Source organism: Micromonospora sp. NBRC 110009, from assembly GCF_030518795.1.
GTDB lineage: Bacteria > Actinomycetota > Actinomycetes > Mycobacteriales > Micromonosporaceae > Micromonospora.
Window position 1 is genome coordinate 4,057,209 of record NZ_CP130427.1, and the last position, 25,135, is coordinate 4,082,343.

The 25,135-nt window shown below is 76.1% G+C and carries 18 protein-coding genes; 5 read left to right on the top strand and 13 right to left on the bottom strand.

The window, feature by feature from the left end; translation table 11 throughout:
• Positions 1–76: 76 nt before the first annotated feature.
• The 4 genes from Q2K19_RS19520 to Q2K19_RS19535 all read right to left on the bottom strand — a co-directional run bounded on the left by Q2K19_RS19520 (position 77) and on the right by Q2K19_RS19535 (position 3,658).
• Positions 77–1,000 carry an LLM class flavin-dependent oxidoreductase gene (locus Q2K19_RS19520; protein ID WP_302762753.1) on the bottom strand — a complete coding sequence of 308 codons (924 nt, stop codon included), beginning with the start codon at positions 998–1,000 and terminating at the stop codon, positions 77–79.
• A gap of 109 nt (positions 1,001–1,109) precedes the next feature.
• A complete protein-coding gene (locus Q2K19_RS19525; RefSeq protein WP_302762755.1) occupies positions 1,110–1,607 on the bottom strand; it encodes a hemerythrin domain-containing protein in 498 nt (165 codons plus the stop codon).
• Positions 1,608–1,714: 107 nt separating this feature from the next.
• Complete coding sequence (locus Q2K19_RS19530) at positions 1,715–3,046, bottom strand: low temperature requirement protein A (RefSeq protein ID WP_302762756.1); 1,332 nt, start codon at positions 3,044–3,046, stop codon at positions 1,715–1,717.
• Positions 3,047–3,091: 45 nt separating this feature from the next.
• Positions 3,092–3,658 carry a TetR/AcrR family transcriptional regulator gene (locus Q2K19_RS19535; protein ID WP_302762758.1) on the bottom strand — a complete coding sequence of 189 codons (567 nt, stop codon included), beginning with the start codon at positions 3,656–3,658 and terminating at the stop codon, positions 3,092–3,094.
• Between the two features lie 150 nt (positions 3,659–3,808).
• On the opposite strand from Q2K19_RS19535, the gene Q2K19_RS19540 reads away from it, so the two are divergent.
• The gene (locus Q2K19_RS19540) at positions 3,809–4,753 is read left to right on the top strand and encodes an SDR family NAD(P)-dependent oxidoreductase (protein WP_302762759.1); all 945 of its coding nucleotides are present in this window, start codon (positions 3,809–3,811) and stop codon (positions 4,751–4,753) included.
• A gap of 61 nt (positions 4,754–4,814) precedes the next feature.
• Here Q2K19_RS19540 and sucB read toward each other — a convergent pair whose 3' ends face one another.
• Positions 4,815–6,617 carry a 2-oxoglutarate dehydrogenase, E2 component, dihydrolipoamide succinyltransferase gene (gene sucB / locus Q2K19_RS19545; protein WP_302762760.1) on the bottom strand — a complete coding sequence of 601 codons (1,803 nt, stop codon included), beginning with the start codon at positions 6,615–6,617 and terminating at the stop codon, positions 4,815–4,817.
• Between the two features lie 66 nt (positions 6,618–6,683).
• The gene (gene lpdA / locus Q2K19_RS19550; protein WP_302762761.1) at positions 6,684–8,075 is read right to left on the bottom strand and encodes a dihydrolipoyl dehydrogenase; all 1,392 of its coding nucleotides are present in this window, start codon (positions 8,073–8,075) and stop codon (positions 6,684–6,686) included.
• Between the two features lie 177 nt (positions 8,076–8,252).
• Between lpdA and Q2K19_RS19555 the strand changes: the two genes are divergently transcribed.
• Entirely contained in the window at positions 8,253–8,582 is a 330-nt protein-coding gene (locus tag Q2K19_RS19555) for a hypothetical protein (RefSeq protein ID WP_302762762.1), read from the top strand.
• Positions 8,583–8,641: 59 nt separating this feature from the next.
• On the opposite strand, the gene Q2K19_RS19560 is transcribed toward Q2K19_RS19555, so the two are convergent.
• On the bottom strand, positions 8,642–10,210 hold the full coding sequence (locus tag Q2K19_RS19560; protein WP_302762763.1) for a leucyl aminopeptidase: 1,569 nt from the start codon (positions 10,208–10,210) through the stop codon (positions 8,642–8,644).
• A 163-nt stretch (positions 10,211–10,373) separates the two neighbouring features.
• Here Q2K19_RS19560 and gcvT point away from each other — a divergent pair, with 163 nt between their 5' ends.
• Positions 10,374–11,504, top strand: coding sequence for a glycine cleavage system aminomethyltransferase GcvT (gene gcvT / locus Q2K19_RS19565; protein WP_302762764.1), 1,131 nt, complete (start codon positions 10,374–10,376; stop codon positions 11,502–11,504).
• A 22-nt stretch (positions 11,505–11,526) separates the two neighbouring features.
• Here gcvT and Q2K19_RS19570 read toward each other — a convergent pair whose 3' ends face one another.
• The 4 genes from Q2K19_RS19570 to Q2K19_RS33535 form a co-directional block, all read right to left on the bottom strand.
• On the bottom strand, positions 11,527–12,819 hold the full coding sequence (locus tag Q2K19_RS19570; RefSeq protein WP_302772639.1) for a DUF2314 domain-containing protein: 1,293 nt from the start codon (positions 12,817–12,819) through the stop codon (positions 11,527–11,529).
• A gap of 64 nt (positions 12,820–12,883) precedes the next feature.
• Entirely contained in the window at positions 12,884–13,657 is a 774-nt protein-coding gene (gene cobS / locus Q2K19_RS19575; RefSeq protein ID WP_302762765.1) for an adenosylcobinamide-GDP ribazoletransferase, read from the bottom strand.
• Positions 13,647–15,611, bottom strand: coding sequence for a bifunctional adenosylcobinamide kinase/adenosylcobinamide-phosphate guanylyltransferase (locus Q2K19_RS19580; RefSeq protein WP_302762766.1), 1,965 nt, complete (start codon positions 15,609–15,611; stop codon positions 13,647–13,649). The genes cobS and Q2K19_RS19580 overlap by 11 nt, the downstream gene beginning before the upstream one ends.
• A gap of 51 nt (positions 15,612–15,662) precedes the next feature.
• Entirely contained in the window at positions 15,663–17,819 is a 2,157-nt protein-coding gene (locus tag Q2K19_RS33535) for a protein kinase domain-containing protein (RefSeq protein ID WP_446839634.1), read from the bottom strand.
• Between the two features lie 127 nt (positions 17,820–17,946).
• On the opposite strand from Q2K19_RS33535, the gene Q2K19_RS19590 reads away from it, so the two are divergent.
• Entirely contained in the window at positions 17,947–18,147 is a 201-nt protein-coding gene (locus Q2K19_RS19590) for a hypothetical protein (protein WP_302762767.1), read from the top strand.
• Entirely contained in the window at positions 18,144–18,941 is a 798-nt protein-coding gene (locus tag Q2K19_RS19595) for a site-2 protease family protein (RefSeq protein ID WP_302762768.1), read from the top strand. Before Q2K19_RS19590 ends, Q2K19_RS19595 begins: the two co-directional genes overlap by 4 nt.
• A gap of 48 nt (positions 18,942–18,989) precedes the next feature.
• Here Q2K19_RS19595 and Q2K19_RS19600 read toward each other — a convergent pair whose 3' ends face one another.
• Both Q2K19_RS19600 and Q2K19_RS19605 read right to left on the bottom strand, forming a co-directional pair.
• Entirely contained in the window at positions 18,990–19,988 is a 999-nt protein-coding gene (locus Q2K19_RS19600) for an aldo/keto reductase family protein (RefSeq protein WP_302762769.1), read from the bottom strand.
• Between the two features lie 64 nt (positions 19,989–20,052).
• A complete protein-coding gene (locus Q2K19_RS19605; protein ID WP_302762770.1) occupies positions 20,053–25,062 on the bottom strand; it encodes a WG repeat-containing protein in 5,010 nt (1,669 codons plus the stop codon).
• Positions 25,063–25,135: the final 73 nt, after the last annotated feature.

The window sequence follows — 25,135 nt, forward strand, 5'->3', positions numbered from 1 at the left end:
CGACTCCCCACGCGACACGCCGGCACGCCGGCGCCTCGACACGCCGGCACGCCGGCGTCCCATGCGGACAGCCGGGTCACTCCGCGATCGTCAGCCGGGACAGCACCGGCGTCAACGGCGCGACGGCGTCCTCGCGTACCACGAAGCGGGTGATCCCCCAGCGGCGCTGGTGGTGCGCGACCGCGGTGACGATCTCGTCGGCCGTGCCGATCAGCACGAACGGCGTGGCGAGCAGTTCGGCGACGGTGAGGCCGAGGCGTTCGGCGGTCGGCGCCGCGGCGGCCTCGGCGTCGTCGGTGACGGTGACCTGCTGGACCAGGGCCTCCAGCGCGGGCGGCGCGTCCCGGCCGGCCGCGCCGGCCGTCACGTGGGCGAGCTGCGCCTCGATCTGGTCGGCCCGCCACCGGGCCTCGTGCATGTGCCCGTCGGGGAGGGTGCGCCCGAAGCCGGTCAGGCCGACCACGTCGGCGTGCGCGCCGGCCCAGCGCAGCAGCGTGGAGTTGGCCGTACCCATGGTGAGCGGGACCCGGGCCTGGACCGGCCGCAGCTCGGTGAGCCGGGCGGCGTACGCGGCCAGCTCCGGGATGTCCACGGTGACCTCCTCGCCGGCGAGGAGGGCCTGCACGGCCTCGGCGACGGCGACGCAGCGGCGTACCCGGCCGGCGACGTCGGGGCGTTCGCGGCCGACGGCCCGCCACTCGGCCGGGGTGTGGCCGGCACCGAGGCCGAGCCGGGCCCGCCCGCCGGAGACCACGTCGAGGGTCGCCACGTCGGTGGCGAGCAGGATCGGCTCCCGGACCCCGGCGTTGGAGACGTACGAGCCGAGGCCGAGCGTCGAGGTCACCGCCGCCGCGGCCGCGAGGGACACGAACGGCGACGCGCCGTGACCGGGGTGGTCGGCGGCGAGCAGCGCGTCGAAGCCGGCCGCCTCGACCCGCCGGGCCAGGTCGGTCCAGCTCGCCGCGTCAGTGGGCCGGGCCTGCACGGAGAAGATCACCATCGGCCCAGCATTGCGGTAGCGACCCTGGTCCGGCCACCTCCCGCCGCCCGATTCTGCCGACGGCCGAACCCTCGGCCGTTAGCAGGGGCCCCCTCTACAACGCCAGGCGTTAGGAAGGGGACCCTCCTTTGGGTGGTGTGACGCCGAGCAGTTCCACGGGGTCGCCGGCCAGTCGGTTCAGCGCGGCGACCAGTTTCCGCTCCTCGTAGGTGAAGTGCGACTCCAGCAGCGCCGCCAGGCCGTCCAGCTCGGCCCGGACCGACCGGCCGTCGGTGGCGTCGGCGAGCAGCTTGTCGACCCGGGTCAGGATCGACGCCACCACCGTGTGGTCGGCGCTCAGCTCGGCGAGGACGGGCCGTAGCTCCGGCACCTGCTCGGCCAGCACCCGGAACGCGCCGCCGTCCTCCCCGGTGTGGTGCCGGTCCAGCGCCGCGCAGAAGCCCGCGCAGTGCGCCCGCAGTTCCCGGGTCAGGCCGACGCCGGGGTCGCCGGGGGAGTCGAGGCTCGCGCGGAGCCGGGCCAGCTCCTCGCGGAGCCAGTGGTGGATCTCGATCAACTGGATGCCGAGGGCGGTCAGCCGGCCGTTCGGCGGGTGGGATGGGTGCACATGGTCCCCTGCTGTCCCGCGCCTCCATGCCCACGACGGCCTGCGTGCCGGGTGCACCGCGACGCTTCGACGCAGGGTACGGCATCGGACCCGTCGTCGGGGCCCGCTCAGGTCGACGGCTCCCCGGGCTCCGGCTCGTGCCAGCGGGCCCGCACGGCCGCCTCGTGTGCCTCGTAAACGGTCCGCTCCTGGTAGACGAATCCGCGCAGGGCCCGCCGGGCATTGGCGAAGACGATCACCTCGGTGGTCACCAGGGCCACGCAGATCACGGCCACCAGCGCGAGGGCGCCCAGCGCCGGCAGCCGGTTGGCCAGCGGGACGCTCGCCCCGAGCAGCAGCACCGTGCCGACCCGGGTCCAGGAGACGGTGCGCAGCATCCGGAACTGGAACAGCATGTTGCCGAAGAGATAGCAGATCACCCCACCGATGAGCAGCGGCTCGCCGGGGCCTTGGGCCGGCAGCGAGTTGGGGACGTTCGGGTTGGTGATCTGGTGCACGATCTGCTCGGCACCCAGCGCGAAGAGGATGATCCCGGCGATCATCGGCAGGAAGCAGTAACCGTAGCCGTCCCGGGCCATGGCCACGCGGGGCCCGTCCTCGGCCGCGTGCAGGGCGATCCGGGCGGCCGGTCCGATCATGTCGTAGTGCGCCCACCACAGGGCCGCGGTGAAGAAGATGCCGAGCACCGCCGCCGCCACCGCCGCCAACGTCGGTGCCTGGCCGAGCAGGTTGCTGCCGACGCCGACGGAGATCACCGACTCGCCGAGCGCGATGATCAGGATGAGTTCGTACCGCTCGGTCCAGTGCTCGGCGGAGGTGACCGCCCACCCCCAGGTGCCCGCGAGGATTCCGGTCCCGTACTGGAGGAGCACCACCGTGGCCCACAGCGAGTCGCGGACCAGCGCCGCGTTGCCGTCGTGGTCGAGGACGTGCGGGATCAGCGCGGCGCCGAGCAGCAGGAGGGTGCTGAGCACCAGTTCCGGTAGGAACCGCATCAGCTGCCGCCGCTCGTTCGGGCTGTCCCGCACGGCGTGCGAGTACAGCCCCACGTGCACCGCCCGGATGACCACGTAACTGATCGCCGCCACCACCGGACCGGAGGCGGCTTTCTCCGGTGCCTTGAACGCCTGCGGCAACGACAGGGAGAAGGTGAACAGCGCCGCCATGCCGACGGTCATCAGCACCGGCACGAAGCCCTCGCCGAGCCGGATCTTGGCGGCGACGATGCTGTGCACCACCCAGCACCACCAGAGCACGGCGAGCACCAGCAGGGCGTGCAGCAGGGCTCCGGGCGTGATGGCCAGCGCGGTGGCCCGGGTGATGATGAAGAACGAGAAGACGAAGACCAGGTCGAAGAAGATCTCGAACCGGTCGACCCGGGCTGCCGGGGCCACCGGTACGGCCGGCCCGAGACGCCCTCGCCTCCCGACGCCGCTCACCGGAGAAGTCTTTCAGCGGCCGGTTGCCGCCGGGCCGGATTCGGCTCAGCCGTGGCGTTGGCGCAGGCCGTCCATCAGCAGGTCCAGCAGGCGGCCGGCCTGGGCGCGCTGGTCCGGTTCGCCGGCCACCAGGCTGACCCCGCTGAGCCCGGCCAGCACGTCGGCGGGGGCCACGTCGGCGCGGACCCTGCCGGCGGTGGCGCCGGCCGCCAGCAGCCGGCCGAGCGCGTCGAGCAGCCGGTCCCGGCTGTGGGCGTACGGGTTGGCGCCGGAGGCGATGGCCAGCCGCAGCGCGTCGGCCATGCCCCGCTTGGTGGAGAGGTAGTCGACGAAGCGGTCCATCCAGGCGCGGACCGCCTCGTCGGGTGGGAGGGCGGCAAGCAGCCCCGGCACCGCGTCGCAGAGCTTCGCCAGCTCGTTGCGGTACGCGGCCTCGATCAGCGCCTCCCGGTTGGGGAAGTGGCGGTAGAGGGTGCCGATGCCCACCCCGGCCTCCTTGGCGATGCGTTCCAGCGTTACCTCGGCCCCCGCCTGGGAAAACGCGCTCACTGCGGCGTCCAGTAGCCGCTGCCGGTTGCGCAGTGCGTCGGCGCGCAGTGGTCGGTCGGGCACGTCTCCTCCTCGGGGCGTCCGTCGTCCGGCGCGGTCGACCGGTTGGCAACCGGAGGATCCTCCGGTTAGGCTCGGCACGTAACGGAGGATCCTCCGCTTCTCATCGTACGGCGGGACGACCGTCCGCGCCGACGCCGACAAGGATGGATCATGACCACCAGCACCGTCAGCACCCCGTTCTCGGCCCAGACCACCGCAATGGAGGTGGTCCGCGACATCGACCTGACCGGCCGGCGGGCCGTCGTCACCGGCGGCGCCTCCGGCATCGGCGTGGAAACCGCGCGGGCCCTCGCCGCCGCCGGCGCCGACGTGACCCTCGCCGTCCGCAACATGGAGGCCGGCCAGCGGGCCGCCACCGACATCACCGGCACGACCGGCAACGAGCATGTCCTCGTCGCCCCGCTCGACCTCGCCGACCTGGAGTCGGTGGCCGCGTTCCTACGGACCTGGGACGGGCCGCTGCACATCCTGATCAACAACGCCGGCATCATGGCCTCGCCCGAGATGCGCACCGAGCAGGGCTGGGAGATGCAGTTCGCCACCAACCACCTCGGGCACTTCGCCCTGGCCACCGGGCTGTACCGGTCCCTCGCGGCCGCCGAGGGCGCCCGGATCGTCTCGGTCAGCTCCTCGGCGCACCTGCGCTCGCCGGTGGTGTTCGAGGACATCCACTTCCAGCAGCGCCCGTACGACCCGTGGGCGGCGTACGGGCAGTCCAAGACGGCGAACGTGCTCTTCGCCGTCGATGCCACCCGGCGCTGGGCGAACGACGGCATCCTCACCAACGCCCTCATGCCGGGCGCGATCCGGACGAACCTGCAGCGCTACGTCAGCGACGAAGACCTGGCCCGCCTGCGTGCCGAGAGCGGCGGGGGAGCCTCGCCGAGCTGGAAGAACACCGAGCAGGGGGCGGCCACGTCCGTGCTGGTCGCCACCTCGCCACTGCTCAACGGCGTCGGCGGCCGGTACTTCGAGGACTGCCAGGAGGCCGGACCGAACCAGCCCGGCACCCGCACCGGCTACGCCCCGTACGCCCGCGACCCGCAGGCGGCCGAGCGGCTCTGGGAGGTCTCCGAGGCGCACCTGCGCGGCTGAGCCCGGGAACGACGAAGGGGGCGCGCGGCGGATGCCGCGCGCCCCCTGCCTCGTCAGGCCGTCAGAGCCCCAGCTCGGCCTCGAAGTTGCCGGCCTCCAGCCGCTCCTTCACCGCGACCAGGAAGCGGGCCGCGTCCGCGCCGTCGATCAGCCGGTGGTCGTAGGACAGGGCCAGGTAGACCATCGAGCGGACCGCGACGACCTCGCCCAGCTCCGGGTCGTTGACCACGACCGGGCGCTTCACCACGGCACCCGTGCCGAGCATCGCCGACTGCGGCGACGGCACGATCGGGGTGTCGAACAGCGCGCCCCGGCTGCCGGTGTTGGTCAGCGTGAAGGTCGCCCCGGCGATCTCGTCCGGGCTGATCTTGTTGGTCCGGGTGCGCTCGGCCAGGTCGGCGACCCGCTTGGCGATGCCGCCCAGGTTGAGGTCGCCGGCGTTGTGGATGACCGGCACCAGCAGCCCGCGCTCGGTGTCCACGGCGATGCCGAGGTGCTCCGCGTCCGGGTAGGTGATCGTCCCGGCCGCCAGGTCCATCCGCGCGTTGACGATCGGGTGGGTCTGGAGCGCCTCGACGGCGGCCAGGGCGAAGAACGGCAGGAAGGACAGCTTCACGCCGTGCCGCTGCTGGAAGGAGTCCTTCGCCTGCGCCCGCAGCTTGGCGATCCGGGTGACGTCCACCTCGATCACCGTGGTGAGCTGCGCCATCTCGTGCAGCGACTCCTGCATCCGCTTGGCGATGGCCGCGCGGATCCGGGGCAGCTTCTCGGTGGTGCCCCGCTTGGTGCTCGGCTGCGGCTTCGCGGCCGGCTTGGCCGGGGCCGGCGCCGCGGCGGCGGGGGCCGGCTGCGCGGCCGGCGCGGCCTTGGCGGCCTTCGCCTGCTCCGCCGCCTCCAGCACGTCCTGCTTGCGGATCCGCCCGCCGACGCCGGTGCCGTTGACGGAGGAGAGGCTGACCCCGTGCTCGGCGGCCAGCTTGCGCACCAGCGGGGTGACGTAGCCGGCGGCCTCCTCGCCGCCGGCCTGGGCCGGGACGGTCGGACGCGGCGGCGTGGGGGTCGGCGCGGCCGGCTGGGCGGCCTGCTCCGCCTGGACCGGCTGAGCGGCCTGCTCGGTCTCCGGCGCCGGCTCGTTGTAGGACACGCCCGGGGTCGGCTCCTCGACCTTGGGCTCGGGCTTCGGCTCCGGCTTCGCCTCGGCCTTGGGCTCCGGCTTCGGCTGCGCCGGCGGCTGGGCCGGCGCGGCGCCGGCCGCCCCGACGATCGCCAGGACGCCGCCGACCTCGGCGGTCTCGTCCTCGGGGACCTTGATCTCCAGCAGCGTGCCGGCGACCGGCGACGGGATCTCGGTGTCGACCTTGTCGGTCGAGACCTCGAGCAGGGGCTCGTCCACCTCGACGGTCTCGCCGACCTGCTTGAGCCAGCGGGTGACCGTACCCTCGGTCACGCTCTCGCCCAGGGCCGGCATCTTGACCTCGGTGCCCTCGCCCGCCGGCGCGGCGGCCGGGGCCGGGGCCGGCTGCTCGACGGCGGGCTGCTCCGCCTCGGCCTGGGGCTCGGCGGCGGCCTCCGCGGCCTGCTGCGCCGGGGCCTCCTGCTGCGGCGCGGCCGGCGCGGCCGCCTCGCCCTCACCGGCGATGATCGCCAGCTCGCTGCCGACCTCGGCGGTCTCGTCCTCGCCGACCACGATCCGGCTCAGCACGCCCGCCGCGGGCGACGGGATCTCCGTGTCCACCTTGTCGGTGGACACCTCGAGCAGCGGCTCGTCGACCTCGACGGTGTCGCCCTCCTGCTTGAGCCAGCGCGTGACGGTGCCCTCGGTGACGCTCTCGCCGAGCCGGGGCATGGTGACCGATACCGGCATGTTCTCCAGACTCCTTCATTCCCCTGGTGGGATCATCGCCCGTCGCCGGACGCCGCGGTTGTCGTGTCAGGCGTGCGAGTGCAGCGGCTTGCCGGCGAGGGCCAGGTGCGCCTCGCCCAGGGCCTCGGTCTGCGTCGGGTGGGCGTGCACGAGCTGGGCCACCTCGGCCGGGTAGGCCTCCCAGTTGTAGATGAGCTGCGCCTCGCCGATCAGCTCGCCGACCCGGGCGCCGACCATGTGCACGCCGACCACCGGACCGTCCTCGACCCGGACCAGCTTCACGTGGCCGGCGGTCTTGAGGATCTGGCTCTTGCCGTTGCCGCCCAGGTTGTAGTTGTAGGTCTTGATCTTGTCGGCGCCGTACTGCTCCTTGGCCTTCGCCTCGGTCAGGCCGACCGACGCCAGCTCCGGGTCGCAGTAGGTGACCCGCGGGATGCCGGCCTCGTCGATCACGGCCGGGTTCTGGCCGGCGATCGACTCGGCGACGAAGATGCCCTGCTGGAAGCCGCGGTGCGCGAGCTGCAGGCCGGGCACGATGTCGCCGACCGCGTAGACGTTCGGCACGCTGGTGCGCAGCCGCTCGTCGGTCAGCACGTAGCCGCGGTCCATCTTGACGCCCTGCTCCTCGTAGCCGAGGTTGGCGGTGTTCGGGCCCCGGCCGACGGCGACCAGCAGCAGCTCGGCCTCGACGGTCTCGCCGCCCTGGATGGTCAGCTTGACGCCGTTGTCGGTCTTCTCGACCTTCTCGAACGGCTTGCCGACCTTGAAGTTGATCTTCCGCTTACGGAAGGCCCGCTCCAGCGCCTTCGAGGACTCCTCGTCCTCGGCGGCGACCAGGCGGGGCAGCGCCTCGACGATGGTCACGTCCACGCCGAAGGACTTCCACACGCTGGCGAACTCGACGCCGATCACACCGCCGCCGAGCACGATCGCCGACGACGGCACCCGGTCCATGACCAGGGCGTGGTCGCTGGTGATGATCCGCTCGCCGTCGATGTCCAGGCCGGGCAGGCTCTTCGCGTACGAGCCGGAGGCCAGGATGATGTTGCGGCCGGTGTAGCGCTTGCCGTCCACCTCGACGGTGTTCGGCGCGACCAGCTTGCCGGCGCCGGCCACGAAGGTGATGTTCTTGGCGCTGCCGACCAGGCCCTGGAGGCCCTTGTAGAGCCGGGAGATCACGCCGTCCTTGTACGAGTTGACGGCGGCCATGTCGATGCCGACCAGCTCGGCCTTGACGCCGAACTGCTCCGACTCGCGGGTCTGGTCGGCGATCTCGGCGGCGTGCAGCAGGGCCTTGGTCGGGATGCAGCCGTTGTGCAGGCAGGTGCCCCCGAGCTTGCCCTTTTCGATCAGCGCGACGGAGAGGTTCAGCTGGGCGGCACGCAGCGCCGCCGCGTAGCCGCCGCTACCACCTCCGAGGATGACGATGTCGAAGGTCGAATCGTTCGGCTCGCTCACATCCAACTCCCAGGTCGCGTCACTGCATCGGGGGTTACGGCGGAGTAACAGACACACCCCACCTCGGTCATCTTGTCACCACCACGGACCGGGCGCGTAGTGAGGTGCCCAACGACACGTCGCCGGCACGTACCCTTGGCATCGTCTTCGATGACGTACGGGGGAGGAGTGGGTTCGGTGGGGCTGTTCCGACGACGCAAGCGGGCCGGCGTGGTGAGCCGCGACCGCGCGGCCGACCGCGCCGATCTGGACCACCTTGAGAACTTCGTCCGGACCCGACGCGGGGTCGAGGCGTACCTGGAACCCCGGACCACCGTCACCGAGACCACGGTCATGTTGATCGCCGACGACGGCGAGTGGACCCGGCGCCGGGTCGGCGGCCCCGAGGAGGCCCGCCGCTTCGCCCACCGCCTCGCCATCCCCGTCTACGACGTCCGCCTGATGGGCTACCCCCAGCGCATGCGCGACTACAACGAACGCCGCAAGCGCCGCCCCGAACTCTTCTGACCCGGGTACGCCGACGGGGCGCCCCCAGGCAGGGAGCGCCCCGTCGACAGGATCGAGGGTCAGCCGTTGGCGGCGACGTCGTCGATCAGGTGGAGCAGGGTGCGGACCGGGACCCCGGTGCCGCCCTTGGTCCAGTAGCCGGTCGGCTCGCCCGAGTGGTAGCCGGGGCCGGCGATGTCGATGTGCGCCCAGGCCACGTCCTCGGTGACGAACTCGCGCAGGAACACCCCGCCCTGCAGCATGTGACCGGCCCGGTCCATCACCGCGTTGACCTGCGAGATGTCCGCGACCTCCGAGTCCATGCCCTTGCGGACGTCGTCCGGCAGCGGCATCGGCCAGGCCGGCTCGCCGGTCGCCTCACCGGCGGCCTTCACCCGCTCGCACAGCTCCGGGGTGCCCATCACGCCGGCGATCCGCTTGCCCAGCGCGATCACCTGCCCGCCGGTCAGCGTGGAGGTCTCGAACAGGTAGTCCGTGCCGTCCTCGCAGGCCCGGGCGATGCCGTCGGCGAGGATCATCCGGCCCTCGGCGTCGGTGTTGAGCACCTCCACCTTCTTGCCGCTGTACATGCTGATCACGTCGCCGGGCCGGTAGCTGGTGCCCGACGGCATGTTCTCCGCCATCGGCAGGTAGCCGGTCACCGCCACGGACGGCTTCAGCGCCGCGACCGCCAGCATGGCCGCGCCGACCGCCGCCGCCCCGGCCATGTCGGACTTCATCTCCCACATGCCCTGGGCCGGCTTGATCGAGATGCCGCCGGTGTCGAAGGTGATGCCCTTGCCGACCAGCGCGACCCGCTTGCCGCTGCCGCCGCCCGCCGGCGTGTAGGTGAGCTTGACCAGGCGCGGCGGGGCCTCGGAGCCCTGCCCGACGGCGAGGATGCCGCCGTACCCGCCCGCCTTCAGCGCCGCCTCGTCCAGCACCTCGACGCCGAGCCCGGCCTCCCGGGCGGCGGCGGCCACGGCCTCGGCGAACGCCGGCGGGCGCAGCTCGTTCGGGGCGGTGTTGACCCAGTCCCGGCTGGTCAGCACCGCGCCGGCCACCGCCTGAGCCCGGGTGACCTCGGTCCGGGCGGCCGCGTCCGCGGCGTCCGGGACCGCGACCAGGACCTCGGCCACCGGCTCCCGCCGGGTCGGCTGCGGCTTGGTCTTGTAGCCGGCGAACCGGTAGCCGCCGAGCAGCGCGCCCTCGGCGACCGCGCGCAGCGCGGCCGGGGCGTCGGCGTCGTCGGGCAGCGGCAGTGCGAGCGCGACGCGCGGCGCGCCGGCCAGGGCGCGGACCACCGCGCCGGCGGCCCGGCGCAGGGTCTCCGGGGCGGGGGCGGCGCCGGTCGGCTCCGGGCCGAGACCGACGGCGGCGACCACCGGCGCGCTGACCGTGCCCAGCGTGGCCAGCTTGATCACCTCGCCGGGGCTGCCGGTGGCGCCGAGCAGGGCCAGCGTCTCGGTCAGCTTGCCGTCGAACGCCGCGGCGATGCTCTCGGCGCCGCTGGCCAGCAGCAGGTTGCCGGCCGGTGAGCCGGACTCCTGCTCGGCATTCTGGCTGTGCACGCCGATCACGATCGCGTCGACGGCGAGTTCGGCGGGGTCGGTGTCGACCAGGCTGAGGGTGGTGCGGGGCGATGTCACTGAAGCTACTCCGGGCGGGCCGGGCCGGCCGCGTGGTCGCGTGCCGGCGATGAAGGTCTCCGGCGGCAACCTACCCGCCGGACGCGTGGCTGTCCCGCCGATGCGCGCAGGCGGGGTCCCGCCGATGCTAACCAGCGGGTCACGGGCCGGTAAGTTGCCACCCATGACCGAGGTGACCTCCGACGCCGCCGCGACCCGGCTGCGCCGTTCCCCGTTGCACGAGCGGCACGCCGCGCTCGGCGCCAAGTTCGCCCCGTTCGGGGGTTGGGAGATGCCGCTGGAGTACGCCGGTGGCGGCGTGCTCAAGGAGCACACGGCGGTCCGCACCGGGGTGGGCGTCTTCGACGTCTCGCACCTGGGCAAGGCCCGGATCACCGGGCCGGGCGCCGCGGACTTCGTCAACGCCTGCCTCACCAACGACCTCGGCCGGATCGCCCCCGGCAAGGCGCAGTACACGCTCTGCTGCGACGACGCCACCGGCGGTGTGGTGGACGACATCATCGCCTACCTGCACGCCGACGACCACGTCTTCCTCATCCCCAACGCAGCCAACACGGCCGAGGTGGTCCGCCGGTTGCGCGCCGCCGCGCCGGCCGGGGTGGTGATCACCGACGAGCACGAGGCGTACGCGGTCCTCGCGGTGCAGGGGCCGCGCTCGGCGGAGCTGCTCGGCGCGCTGGGCCTGCCCACCGCACACGACTACATGAGCTTCTCGGCCGCCGCCCTGGACGGGGTGGAGCTGACCGTCTGCCGCACCGGCTACACCGGCGAACTGGGCTACGAGCTGGTGGTGCCGGCCGAGCACGCGCCGGCCGTCTGGGACGCGCTCTTCGCCGCCGGCGCGGCGTACGAGCTGCGGGCCTGCGGGCTGGCCGCCCGGGACACCCTGCGCACCGAGATGGGGTACCCGCTGCACGGGCAGGACCTCTCCCTGGAGATCACCCCGGTGCAGGCCCGCTCCGGCTGGGCGGTCGGTTGGGACAAGCCGGCCTTCTGGGGGCGGGACGTGCTGCTCGCCGAGAAGGCCGCCGGTCCCCGCCGTACGCTGCGCGGGCTGGAGGCGGTCGACCGGGCCATCCCGCGCCCCGGCATGGCCGTGTACGCCGGCGACAAGCAGGTCGGCGTCGTCACCAGCGGCACGTTCAGCCCGACCAGGAAGCAGGGCATCGCCCTCGCCCTGATCGACACCGACCCCAAGTTCCCCGACGGCGAGACCCTGGAGGTCGACATCCGCGGCCGCCGCGCCCAGATGCGCCTGCAGCGCCCTCCCTTCGTCCAGCCCTCCGTCCGCTAGCCGCTGCCCGGGGCGGGGTGGGTCAGTCGGCGGTGGGCGGTTCGCCGGCGTCGAGGACGGCCTGGGTCCAGCCGCCCTCGATCACGCCGGTGGCGTCGAGCAGGGCCCAGTCGACGACGTCGGACGCCTCCACCACCACGGGCGCCCCGATCCGCACCGTCGGGTCGGCGGCGGCGTCGCTGGCGCTGGCGCCGACGATCCGCTCCGGGTCGTCCCACGAGGTCACCCCGGCCCAGACGAACTCGGGACCGTCGTCCCCGGGCAGCCCGTACTTGATCACGAGCTGGGTCTCGGCGGGGAGCTGGCCGGCGAGGAAACGGGCCCGGATGTCGCCCAGCCCCTCGCGGGCCGTGGCGATCGCCCGGCTCATCGCGTCGCCCGGACGGGCGTACCGGACGTCCGGCTGGATGCCCGCGAACAGGGTGGCGCAGGCGGCGGCGAAGTAGCGGCCGGGCGGCCCCGGGTGGCCCGGCGGCGGGCGCAGGGTGAGGAACGAGTCGGCGTCCGGGTCGGTCGCCGGGTCCAGCTCCAGCGCCAGCAGCACCGGCGCCGTCGCGCCGTGCTGCTCCGGATTGCCGTATGCCACGGCGATGTCGTGCCCGGTCACCGTGGCCAGCACCGGGAGCTGCACGAACGCCGGCACCTCCTCGCCGGCCAGCCCCTCGGTCCACTCCCGCAGCAGCCGCCGCGCCGCGCCGGTCATCACCGCGCCCCAGGCCCGGGTCAGATGGTCCGGCACCCCCTGGGCCTGCAACTCCAGCAGGCCGAACCGGCGCAGCCCCTTGGTGGTGAACCAGAGCCCGTCGGCGTCCGACGAGTACGGCACCAGCACCCAGTCGACCAGCCGGATCCGGCCCTGCTCGTCGGGGAGCGAGCGCAGCGCGGCCGCCGGGTCGAGGAACTGCAGGCCGAAGACGTCCACCACGTCCCCGTCGACCGTTTCCGCGACCGCCGCGGCCACCGCCCGAGCCGCCCACTCGTGCGCCGGCGGCCAGCCCGGCCGGTACTCGGCCTGGATCACCACCAGGTGCGTGGCGGCGGCCAACCGGGCCAGCTGGTCCTCGGTGGCGCCGAACGCGGTCAGCAGGTCCGGCGGCAGCTCGGGGAACTCGGTGATGGGCCGGGTGTCGACGCTCATCAGCGGGCTGTCCAGCATCTGCTTCGCCAGCCCGTGCACCGGCTCGGCCAGCCGCCCGGCGAGCCCCGCGACGGCCGTCTTGGGGCTGACCTTCGGCAACCCGGTGATCGGCACGAGGTAGGTCGCGTCCAGTGACTCCGGGACCGGTACGGGCAGGAAGTCGTCCGTGATGAGCATGCCGTCCCCCTCGACACCGCCGGTGCTGTCGTCCACGAACGCTACCCGCCCGGACGGGTGACGCTCAGGCGGACAGCACCAGTCCCAGGTAGGACAGCGTGGTGACGATCTCCACGGTGGCCCCGAGCACGTCCCCGGTGATGCCGCCGAGCCGGCGTACCACGTGCCGCAGGAGGCCCGCCGCGACGGCGAGCGCGGCGAGGACGGCGACCGGACCCTGCCACGGGCGGTCCGGCACCGCCGGCACGGCCAGCAGCGCGACGCCGGCCGCGCCGATCACCAGCGCGACCGGGCCCACCGTGCCGGCCACCAGCGCGCCCAGCCCCTCCGGCCGGGCGGCCGGCACGCCGCGGCGGCAGGCCAGCCCCACGCCGAGCCGGCCGGCCGCCGTCGCGGCGACCACCGCGGCCAGCGCCGCCGGCCGGGACCGTCCGGCCAGCTCCGCGAGCACCGCCGCCTGGAGCAGGAGTACGACCACCAGCGCGACCACGCCGAAGGGGCCGACGTCCGGCATCTTCATGATCTCCAGCGCCGCCGCCCCGCGCCGGTAGGACCCCAGCGCGTCCACCGTGTCGGCCAGCCCGTCCAGGTGCAGGCCCCGGGTGAGCAGCGCGCCCACCCCGACGGTGACCCCGGCCGCGACCAGCGGGGGCGTGAGCGCCGCGGTCAGCAGCAGCACCCCGGCGAGCAGCGCGCCGAGCAGCGCCCCGACCGCCGGGGCGAGGGCCATCGCGGCGCCCGCCGCGTCCCGGTCGACCCGGCCGGCGCGGACCGGCAGCGTGGTGAAGGTGGTGACGGCCAGCCGGAGCCCGGCGGCGAGGCGCGACTCAGTCGCCACGCCGGCCGGGGGAGACCGGCTCGTCCGGTCCGGCCCCCGGGCCCGCCGGCTCCGGCTCGCCGAACTCCGGTGCCGCGGTGGCCGGCCCCGGTCCGGCCGGCTCCGGCTCGGCGAACTCCGGCTCGGTGGTGGCCGGCCCCGGGCCCGCCGGCTCCGGCTCGGCGAACTCCTCGTCGTCCTCGCCGCCACCGAGCGACGGGTGCACCGGCAGCGTGGCGGCGAGCGAGAGCACCGAGCGCAGCAGCGGCAGGGTGGCCAGCGCGGTGGCGCCCTCGCCCAGGTCGAGCCGCAGGTCCACCAGCGGGGTCAGGCCGAGCACGTCGGCGGCGAGCCGCACTGCGGGCTGCCCCCCGTGATCGGGCAGCAGGCACCAGTGCCGGGCCTGGCCGGCCAGGTCCCGGCTGACCATGCCGGCGGCGACCCCCACCGGCCCGTCCAGCAGCACCGGGATCCGCCGGGCGGTCGCGCCGAGCAGCACGCCCGTGGCCACCGCCACGTCGCCGCCGCCCAGCTCGGCCAGCACGTCCTTGGCCTCCCGCGCGGACCGCCGGGTGCGGTGCAGTGCGTCCCGGACCGCCGCGCAGCGGACCATCCAGGCCGCGTCGTCGATCTCGCCGTGCGCGGTCACCACCCGACCCAGCACCGCCGGCGGTTCCGCGCCGGCCGTGGCCGCCAGCACCGCCGCGGCGGCCGCCTCGGTGCCGGCGCCGCACGCCGCCAGCACCAGCAGCTGTACGCCCGCGTCGGCGGCCTGCTCGGCCAGCCGCCAGCCGTACCGCAGGGCCGACTCGACCTGGTCGGCGGTGAGCGCCGGCCCGTCCTCCATGGCCGCGGAGGTGGGCGCCTCGAGCACCTGGAGGCTGGCCCCGCTCTCCGCCGCCAGCCGGGCCAGCGCCCCCCGGCCGGCGCGCGCCTGCCGGGCGCGGCGGGCCGACTCGCCGGGCTCCGCGCCGGCCGACGCGCCGCCGGCGTGGTCGCCGTGCAGCAGCAGCACCCGGACCGACGCCCACGGCGCGGGGGTGGGGGTGCCCTGGGTGGCGGCGGCGAAGCCGACCACCCGCTCCAGCACGCCGAGGCCGGCGCCGGCGATGTCCAGGGTGGTGAGCCGGTCGACGGCCTGCGGGCCCGCGTAGTCGTCGGGCATCGGCAGTTCCATGCCGGGCTGGATGACCAGGCCGGTGGCGACCATCGGCAGGGCCATGGTCGGGGCGGCCCAGGCCGTGCCCTCCGCCGGCGCGGCGGGGGCCGGGGCGGGCGACACGGCCGGGGTCAGCACCTCGGGCAGGGGCTCCGGGGTCACCAGCGTCTCGTCGGCCGGCTCCCGGGCGCCGCCGTCGAGCGCGGGGGAGGCCGCCGCGAGCGCGCTGGACGGCGGCCGGCCGGCCCGGCTCGGGACCGGCGGTGCGCCGGCCGGCTTGAGCCAGGTGGGCTGGCCGGCCACGACCAGCACGACCGCGTCGCAGGCGTCGGCGACCGCGCGGTTGGTCGCGCCGAGCGCGTCGGTGAACGCCCGCCCCAGCGGGGTGGTCGGCACCAGGGAGAGCCCCACCTCGGGGCTGACCAGCACCAGGCGTGCGGCGCTGGCCCGCACCGCCGCCGCCAGCTCGGCGATGGTGGCGGTGTCGTCGGCGGGCTGGTGCGCCGGATCGAGCAGCACGGTCACCCAGCCGCCCAGGTCGTCGACGAGCACCGTCTCGTGCGGCTCCGCCCCGGCGATCACGTCGGCCAGCCGGCGCGGGTCCGCCGCGGTCTCCTCGCTGGTCCAGCTTCCCGGCCGGCGGGCGCGGTGCGCCGCCAGGCGGGTCGCCCACTCGGTGTCCTCCGGATCCCCCTCGGGGGCGGTGGCCACGTACCGGACCGTGGGTGCGTCGGCGACCAGCGATTCCGCGAACTCGGACTTGCCCGATCGGATACCGCCGAGCACCAGGAGCGTGTTCCACCCGTCAACGGACATGCCCGTACCTTAAAGCCGTCCGGCCGGTCGCCGCCCGCCGGCCCGGCCGGCTCAGCCGCAGTGCTCGAACGGGCTGGCGTAGCTGGCCCCGCCGGTCGAGCCGCCCCACTTCACGCACACGCCGGCGGCGCTGGCCCGCACCGGTCCGGCGTAGTACTTGTACGACCCGGTCTGGGTCTGCCGCGCCTTCCCCTGGACCTCCAGGTAGGTGGAGACCGTGGTGGCCCGGCCGACCTCGGTGTCCTTCATCGTGACCACGCAGTTGGCCCCGGTGGAGGTGTTGTAGAGCAGGTAGACCCGGCCCTTGCGGACCCCGTTCGCGGTCAACGTCGCCGAGTCGACCACCTCGAACCCGCTGCCGCACACCTGCTTGGCGGTGTACGGGTTGGGCTGCTGGGGCGCGGCCGAGCTGGTGGTCGGCGCCGGTCCCGGCGCCCCGGTGCCGCCGCCGGTCGGCGCCGGCGCGCCGGTCGACGGGGCGGTGCCCTCCGCCGCCGGCCGGCTCGGCGTGGCCGACGGCGAGCGGCCGCCCCGCCCGATACGGCTGGGCGTGGCGCTCGCTGCCTCCCCGGTGGCCTGCGGCTCCCCGCCGGGCGGTTCGGCCAGCGCGGACTCCCCGGTCAGCGCGGCGGTGCGCTGCTCCGGGCCCGGGTCGTCGCCGAAGCGCAGCGCGGCCACGGTCACCGCGGTCAGCACCGCCACCAGGACGACCGCCGCCGCGCCGGCCAGGGCGATGACCCGGCCGCGTCCCGAACGGCCGCCCGTCGACTCCTCCAGCGTCGGCGGCACCCCGGAACCGGCGTGCCGCTCCTGCTCCGGCCCGTACCCGCCGGGGCGCGGGCCGGCCGCGTCGGCCGGCCAGGCCGGCCCGGGGGCTGGCTGGGGGTACGGCCTCGCCGCCGGTCCGGCGAACCCGGACGGACCGGCGAAGCCGGCCCCCGGGCCCGGGGCGGCCCGGCCGGGCGCGAAGCCTTGCGGGGCAGGCCCGCCGACCACCGGGCCGGCTCCGGGGGCGAATCCGGGTGTCGGGTTGCCGCCGGTCGCGCCGACGCCAGGCGGGAAGCCCGGTGCCGGGTTGCCGCCGGGCGTGGGGTTGTCGCCGGTCGTCGGGCCGGGGGCGGGGGTGCCGGTGCCGGCCGGGCTCGCGGCGGCGGGGGCGTAACCGGGCGCGGCAGCCGAGCCGGTCGGGGCGCCGGGCGCCGGGTTGGCGGGCGGGACGGCGAGCGGGTGGCCGCCGGATGGCGTACCCCCGGCCTGGCCCGGGGCGGCCGGGCCGGCGGCGGCCGACGTTCCGGGCGTGGGCAGCGCGGCGGGTCCGGGGACGGCCGGGCCGGCCACCGCCCAGGGCGGCCGGGGCGGGGCCGGCAGCCGGGCCAGGGTGGCGTCCCGGGCGTCCTGGGCCGCCTCGGCCATGGCGAGCCCGCTCGGATAGCGGTCGCCGGCGCTCTTCGCCAGCGCCCGGCGGACGACCTCCGCCACCGCCGGGGGCGTGCCCTGCGGGAGCGGCGGCGGCTCGTCCTGGACGTGCCGCATGGCCACCTGGAGCGGGTTGTCGCCCTCGAACGGCGGCCGGCCGGCGAGGCAGAAGTACGCGACCACGCCGAGCGCGTACACGTCGGTGGCGGCCGAGACGGGCTGGCCGGCGGCCTGCTCGGGCGACATGTACGAGGCGGTGCCGAGCACCATGTGCGCCGCGGTGATCCCCGCCATGGTGCTGGCCCGGGCGATGCCGAAGTCGACCAGCACCACCGTGCCGTCCCGCTTGACCAGCAGGTTCCCCGGCTTGACGTCGCGGTGCACGATCCCGGCGAGGTGGGCGGTGTGCAGCGCGTGGGCGGCCTGCGCCACCACGGACATGGTCGACGCCGGGTCGAGCCGGCCGGCCCGTCGGATCCAGGTCACCAGCGGCTCGCCGTCGACGTACTCCATCACCAGGTAGCTGACCTGGCTGCCGTCGGCGAGCGTGGCGGAGCCGAAGTCGTGCACCTGCACGATGCCGGGGTGGCGCAGCGCGGCCAGCATCCGGGCCTCGGCGTGGAATCGGGTGGTGAACTCCGGATCGGCGACCAGTGACGGCAGCAGCACCTTCACCGCGACCTCGCGGTCCAGCAGGGTGTCGGTGCACTTCCAGACGGCGCCCATGCCGCCCGTCGCGATGCGTTCGCTCAGCCGGTACCGATCGCTGAGCACCACTCCTTGAGTCAGCACCGGGCCACCGTACCGGCCGGCCCGCACGCCCCATGATCCAGCGTGGTCCCGCCCGGCCCGTTCCCCCGTGCGGCCGACTACGCTTGCGGAGGTTTCCGGGGACGACGGCGGCGAGGGGAGACGCGGCATGGCGTGGAGCTGGCGGTACGAGGGCGGGAACGGCGAGTCGGCCGAGGGGCCGGGCGAGTCGTTCGGCAACCAGGCGGACGCCGAGTCGTGGATCGGCCAGACCTGGCGGGAGCTCGCGGCGTCCGGCGTCACCTCCGTCGCGCTCGTCGAGGACGACCGGGTGGAATACCGGATGAGCCTGCTTCCCCCGGCCGAATGATGGGCTACGACCGGCCGGGCGACCCGCTGGTGCTCGGCGTGCCCCGGGCGGCGTTCCGGCCCAGCCCGGTCTTCCTCGCCCTGGCCGCGCTCTTCGTGACCAGCGGGGTGATGACCTGGCAGCGGTTCGGCAACGTCCGCCTCGACGTCTTCCTCTTCGTGGTCACCGGCTGGCTGGTCTCGCTCTGCCTGCACGAGTACGCGCACGCGGTGGTGGCGTACCGGGCCGGGGACCGGGACATCGCCCACCGGGGCTACCTGACGCTCAACCCGTTGAAGTACACGAACCCGCTGCTGTCGATCGTGCTGCCGGTGGTCGTGGTGCTGCTCGGCGGCATCGGCCTGCCCGGTGGGGCGGTCTGGGTGGACCGGCACGCCATTCCCGGCCGGTTGCGGCACACCCTGGTCAGCCTGGCCGGCCCGGCGACCAACGTGCTGTTCACCCTGCTGCTGGTGGCGGGGCTGCGGATCGGGCTCGGCGTCAATGGGCCGATCGAGTTCTGGGCCGGCGTGGGCCTGCTGGCGTTCCTCCAGCTCACCGCCAGCGTGCTCAACCTGCTGCCGGTGCCCGGCCTGGACGGCGGCAACATGATCCAGCCGTGGCTGAACCCGCAGTGGCGCCGGATGTACGACCTGTTCGCCCCGTACGGCTTCATCGCGCTCTTCGCGCTGCTGTGGAACCCGCGGATCGGCGGCTGGTTCTTCGGCGCGATCTTCGGCCTCGCGGACCTGCTGGGCCTGCCCCGGGAGCTGTACGTGGCCGGGCTGCAGCTGATCCGCTTCTGGCAGGGCTGAGCGGGCCCGGTCCGGCCGACGCGGTGCGCCGGCCGGACCGGGGAGCGCTCACGGGCGCTGGGCGGGGGACTCGGTCTTCGCCGGGTCCCGCTCGGTGATCGGCTCGACGATCTCGTCGATCGCCTTGAGCAGGTCGGCGTCGAGCTTCACGCCCGCCGCCTTCACGTTGTCGTACACCTGCTCGGGGCGGGACGCGCCGACGATCGCCGAGGAGACGTTCGGGTTCTGCAGCACCCAGGCGATGGCGAGCTGCGGCATGGTCAGCCCGGCCTGCTCCGCGAGGGGCTTGAGCCGCTGCACCCGGGTCAGCACCTCGTCGGTCAGGAACCGGGCGATGAACCCGGCACCCGACTTCTCGTCGGTGGCCCGGGACCCGGCCGGCGCCGGCTGGCCCGGCAGGTACTTGCCGGAGAGCACGCCCTGGGCCATCGGCGACCAGACGATCTGGCCGACGCCCAGCTCCTCGCTGGTCGGGATCACCTCGGCCTCGATGACCCGCCACAGCATCGAGTACTGCGGCTGGCTGGAGACCAGCGGGATGCGCAGCTCGCGGGCGAGCTGGTGGGCCTCCCGGAGCTGCGACGCCGTCCACTCGGAGACCCCGATGTAGTGCGCCTTGCCGGAGTGCACGACGTCGGCGAACGCCTCCATCGTCTCCTCCAGCGGGGTGCTGTGGTCGTACCGATGGGCCTGGTAGAGGTCCACGTAGTCGGTCTGCAGCCGGCGCAGCGAGCCGTTGATCGACTCCATGATGTGCTTGCGGGACAGGCCCCGGTCGTTCCGGCCCGGGCCGGTCGGCCAGTAGACCTTGGTGAAGATCTCCAGCCCTTCCCGCCGCTCGCCCTTCAGCGCGCGGCCGAGCACCTCCTCGGCCTTCGTGCCGGCGTACACGTCGGCGGTGTCGAAGGTGGTGATGCCGGTCTCCAGGGCGGCCCGCACGCACGCGGTCGCCGCCTCCTCCTCGACCTGCGAACCGTGAGTGATCCAGTTGCCGTACGAGATCTCACTGACCATCAGGCCCGAGCGGCCTAGGTGTCGGAATTCCATGCCTCGACCCTAGACCCGCCCGATCATGGTCACGCCGAGGCGCCTCGCGGATGTGACCCCGGGGTCAGAGCACCGGGCTGGTGTCGGTGAGCAGTTGCTCGATCTCGGCGACCACCGCGGCGCGGCTCGGGTGCACCGGGTCGATCAGCGGCTGGCCCCGCCGGTCCCGCGCGCCCCAGCGGCCCGTCTCATCGCCGACCAGGAAGGCGACCGGGTGCACGATCAGGACCGGGTACACCGGCGCGACCAGCACCCGGCCGGTCCGGTCCACCACGCCCCGGCGGCCGGCCAGCTCCACCCCGGCCAGGCCCTCCTCCGTGAAGCCGTCCACCTGCCGGCCGTCGGCCAGGGCGGTGGTGAGGCCGTGGTACCGGGTCGGCACGACGACCTGGCCGGTGCGGTCGACCGCGCCCCAGCCGCCGTTCTGGCGCACCGCCGCCAAGCCGGCCCGGAACGGCCGTACGTCCTCGAAGCCCGGTGGGATCTTCACGATGTTGGTCGGGTCGACCGCCATCCACCGGCCCTTGCCGTCCATCGACACCCAGGCCAGCCCCTCGGAGAACGAGCCCACCGCCCGGTAGCCGTTGTTCGGCTCGATCAGCGCCACCCCGGCGGTGTCGATCAGTGCCCAGCGGGACGCCTCCGGCAGGCGTACCCAGGCCATCCCCTCCCGGAACGGCTGCACCTCGGCGTACCGGTGGTCGACCACCAGGTTGCCCTCGGCGTCCGCGTACCCCCAGAGCTCGCGCTCCTCGTCGAGGGTGGGCACCGGATGCCGCTCGCCGCCCAGGAGCGTCTCCCGGCTCCGCGGATTCGGGCCGAAGCCGGTGGTCGCGGCCCGCTCGGCGACCGCGTCCAGCGCCAGCGCGGTACGCGCGTTCAGCTCCGCGTCGTCACCGTGGCGCAGGTCCAGCGCCCGCTCGAAGTGCAGGCACGCCTCGGTCATCCGGCCCTGGTCGTAGCAACACCGGCCGGCGTGCTCGTGCAGCGCCGCGCGCAACCGGTCGGGCAGCTCCGGCGAGCTCGCCTCGGCGAAGAGCCGGTCGGCCTCCGCGTACTCGCCCCGCCAGCGCAGCACCTCGGCGAGCCGCGCGCGGGCCAGGGCGGTGCGCCGCAACTCCCCGGTGGCCTCCGCGTAGGTGAGGGCGAGCCGGGCGTCGGCGAGGGCGTCGTCCAGGTCCCCGAGGATCCGCGACGCGACCGAGCGCAGGCTCAGCAACCGGGCCCGGCTCCGGTTGTCCAGCGCGGCGCCCAGCTTGGTGGTGAGCCCGTCCCGGATCTCGCGCAGCGCCTCGGGGTCCGGGGCCTCCTCGCGCAGCGTCTCCGGGTGCAGCCGCCACCGGACCGCGGCGAGCGCCTGCTCCGGGTCCACGGGGCGTACCTCGGGTCGCTCCTCCGCGGCCTCGGGTGCCGGCGGCGCGGCGCGCTCCGCCGCGGGTTCGGCGGCCGGTGCCGGTCGCTCGCCCGGGTCGGCTTCGGGCGCGGACGGCGCGGCGGCCGGTGGCGCGGAGACCGGTGACGGCGCGCTCTTTGCCGCCAGCGCGGCGGCCTCTCCCGGTACGGACACCGGCGGTGCCGGCGGCCCGGAGACCGGAGCTGGCGGTGCCGACACGGGGCGCGGGGAGGGCGCGGTGGCTCCGGCCGGCGGGGTCGACCCGGCCTCGGCGGGTGGCGCCGCCTCGGGTGCCGCCGACGGCGCACCGGCGGGTGCGGAGGCGGGCTGGTCGGCGGCGGTGGCCGGCGCCGGCTGGGACCCGGGCGGGGCGGGTGGCGCGGCCTGGTCGGCGGCGGTGGCCGGTGCCGGGACGGGCCGTGGAACGGGACCGACCGGCGACGGGGTGGCCGAGGCGGGCGGTCCGGACCCGGGCCGCTCGGGTGCCGGGACGGGCGCCGGGGGCGCGTACGCGGGAGGCGGGGCCAGCCGGTCGGCCGCGGCGGGTGTGGGACTTTCGGGGGCGGGCGGCCCGGAGGCCGGCCGGGTGGCGGGCGCAGGACCGCCCGACCCGGGCGGCGCGGCTGGGCCGGGGGCCCACGCCGGTGGGGCCGACAGCGGTCGTGCGGCCGGCACCGGACCGGCGCCGGCGCGCTCGCTGGCGGCGTCCGCAGCCGGGACGGGCGGCGCGGACTGCGGCCGGGCGGTCACCGGACGGTCCGGGTCGGGGCGCGAGCGAGCGCCGGCGACCGGCGCGGGCGGCGCGGACACCGGCGTCCCGGAGGTGGCGGCCGGTGCCTGATCCGGCTCGGCGGACGGCGTCGCCGCCCGGGCCGGGTCGACCACGGCCGCGCCGCCCCGGTCCGCGGTGGCCCGTCCGGGCGACGTGGCGACGGCGGGTGCGGGTGGGGCCGAGGCCGCCGCGGCGAGCGGCGGTACCGCCGCTGGTTCGGCCGGCGCCCGGCGCACCGCCTCGTCGCCGCCGCCCGGTGCGGCCTGGGCGGCGTCCGCCGGCGTCGGGATCGCCCGGAACCAGGCGGCCGCGTCCTCGACGGATCGGCCGGCCGGGGCCGGCGGTTCGCGATCGGACGGGCCGACGCCGGGGGCGACGTCCGCCTCGCCGGGCGGCGTCGACACCGGTGCGGCCGGCGGTACGGAGACCGGCCGGGCGTCGGCCGTCCGGATCTCCTCCGGGCGCGCTGCCGGCTCGTTCCGGTCGACGGAGGTCGGACCGGCGGCGGACACCGCCGGCCGACTCGGCGGACCGGCGACCGGGGCTTCGACGGGACGGGCGTCCGCCGGGCCGTCGCCGGGACCGGGTAGGAACTCCATCCGCAGGCCGGCCGCCGGCGGCGCGGAGATCGGCGCCTCCGGCCTGGTCGGCCGTCCGGCCGTGTCGCCCGAGGCGGGTCGCGGCTGTGCCGGCACCCCGGAGACGGGCGCCCCGGAGACGGGCGAGGCCGAGGCGGGTGGCGCCGTGACGGGTGGCGCCGTGACGGGTGGAGGCGGAACAGGGGGCCGCGGAGCGGGTGGTGCCGGGACCGGCGGCCCGGAGACCGGCCCGCCCGAAACCGGCACGCTGGAGACCGGCGCTCCCGAGACCGGTGCACCGGAGACCGCCGTGCCCGGGGTCGGCGCCGCCGGGCGAGCGTCCGGCCGGTCCACCGGTGGGCGCCGCAGCTCGTCGGGGCGCGTCGGGGCGGGCGGCATCGGTCGCTGCCGCGGCTCGTCGGGGCGTACCGGCGTGGACGGCCGTTCGCGCAGGTCGTCGGGGTGGGCGGGGCTGGTCGGCCGGTCCCGTACGTCGTCGGGACGGGTGCGGGCGGCGGGCTCGACCGGTGGCCGCCAACCGTCGCCGGGGCGGGCCGGGCCGGGCTCGGCCGGGCGAGCGGGCCGCTCCTCCGGGCGCGGGCGGTAGCGGTCCTCCGGGCGGGGACCGACGACCTCGGGGCGGGGAGCCTCGAAGCGCGGGCCGCCGGTCTCGGGGCGGGGACCGTCGTAGCGGGGCGCCGCCTCGTCGGCGGTGCGCGGCGGCCGCCCGTCGGGGCCGGGCCGGCCGGGGGCGACCGGCGGGCGCTGCCGCTCCTCCGGCCGGTATGCGGCCGGCTCGGTCCGGGGTCGCCGCTCGACTACGGGCCACTCCTCGGGACGTGGGCGGGTCGGGTCGCCCGCCGGGCGGCGGGGGTCCCAACGCTCGTCCGGACCGTGGGCGGCGGGACGCGGGTCGGCGTACCGGCCGGGCTCGGGGCGGTGCGGGTCCCCGGGGCGGCGCGGGCCGTCCGGCGCCTCCCGGTACACCTCGGCCCGCGCGGCAGCCTCCCGGCGCGGGTCGCGCTCGCGCGGGGCACCGTCGAAGCCCGGGTCGCGCCGGTCCGCCCGGCGGTCGAGGCCGGGTTCGCGCCGGTCGCCGCGACCGTCGTAGGCCGGTTCGCGTCGCTCGGGTGGTCCGTCGAAGTCGTGGTCGCGCCGGTCCATCGGGCGGTCGAAGCCCGGTTCGCGCCGGTCGCCCCGTGCGCCGAAGGCCGGTTCGCGCCGGTCACCACGGCCGTCGTACGCCGGTTCGCGTCGCTCGGCCGGCCGGTCGAGGCCGGGGTCGCGCCGGTCCACCGGGCGGTCGCGACCGGGCTCGCGCCCGTCGAACGCCGGCCCGCGCCGGTGCTCCCACCCGTCCGGTGCGGGTTCCCGTCGGTGGCTCCACCCGTCGGGCGCGGCTTCGCGTCGATCGACCGGGCCGTCGAAGCCCGCGTCACGCCGGTCCAGCGGGCCGCGCGGCGCGCCGGCGGGCCGCCCGTCGGCCGTGCCCCGGCGCTGCTCGGGACGGGGCTGCGGGCGGTGCGGGAACTCGTCGGGCTCCGGAAGCCAGCCGGGCTCGGGCGCGGGGGAGACCGGCCGGCCCGGGCCGGCGTCCGGCATCCGCCGGGCCGGCTCGGGGCGTACCCAGCGCTGGTCGTGCCGGTCGTCCCGCCAGGCCGCGGGCTGGTCGCGCTGGTCGTCGTACCGGTCGCCGGGCTGCGGCCCCGGGCCGCGGTCGCCGCGCCGGTCCGCCCAGGCCCGCCGCCCGTCGGGGCGGGGCTCGTCGGGGCCGTGCCGATCGCCCGGATACGCGCCGCGCCGGCCCCCCGGGGCCGGGCTCACCGGGTACGCGCCGCGCCGGTCGTCGGGCCCGGCCGGGCTCACCGGGTACGCGCCGCGCCGGTCGTCGGGCCCGGCCGGGCTCACCGGGTACGCGCCGCGCCGGTCGTCGGGCCCGGCCGGGCTCACCGGGTACGCGCCGCGCCGGTCGTCGGGCCCGGCCGGGCTCACCGGGTACGCGCCGCGCCGGTCGTCGGGCCCGGCCGGGCTCACCGGGTACGCGCCGCGCCGGTCGTCGGGCCCGGCCGGGCTCACCGGGTACGCGCCGCGCCGGTCGTCGGGCCCGGCCGGGCTCACCGGGTATGCGTCCTCCCCGGGCTCGGCGCCGGCCGGGTGCACCTCGGCCCGGCCGACCACGGCGGAGCGGCCGCGCGGGGCGGGTGGGGGCAGGTGTTCCACGCCGATGTCGCCCGGGTAGCGCTGCCCCGGGAACTGCGGGCGCCACTCGTGGGTGGGTTCGGCGGCCCAGGACGGTTCGGCCGGCTCGCGCCAGCGGTCCCAACCACTCATCGGGGCACCCGGTCGCCGCCCGCGCGGCGCGGCCCCGGGGCCGGCTCGCGTCGCTCGCTCACGGCGATGTCAC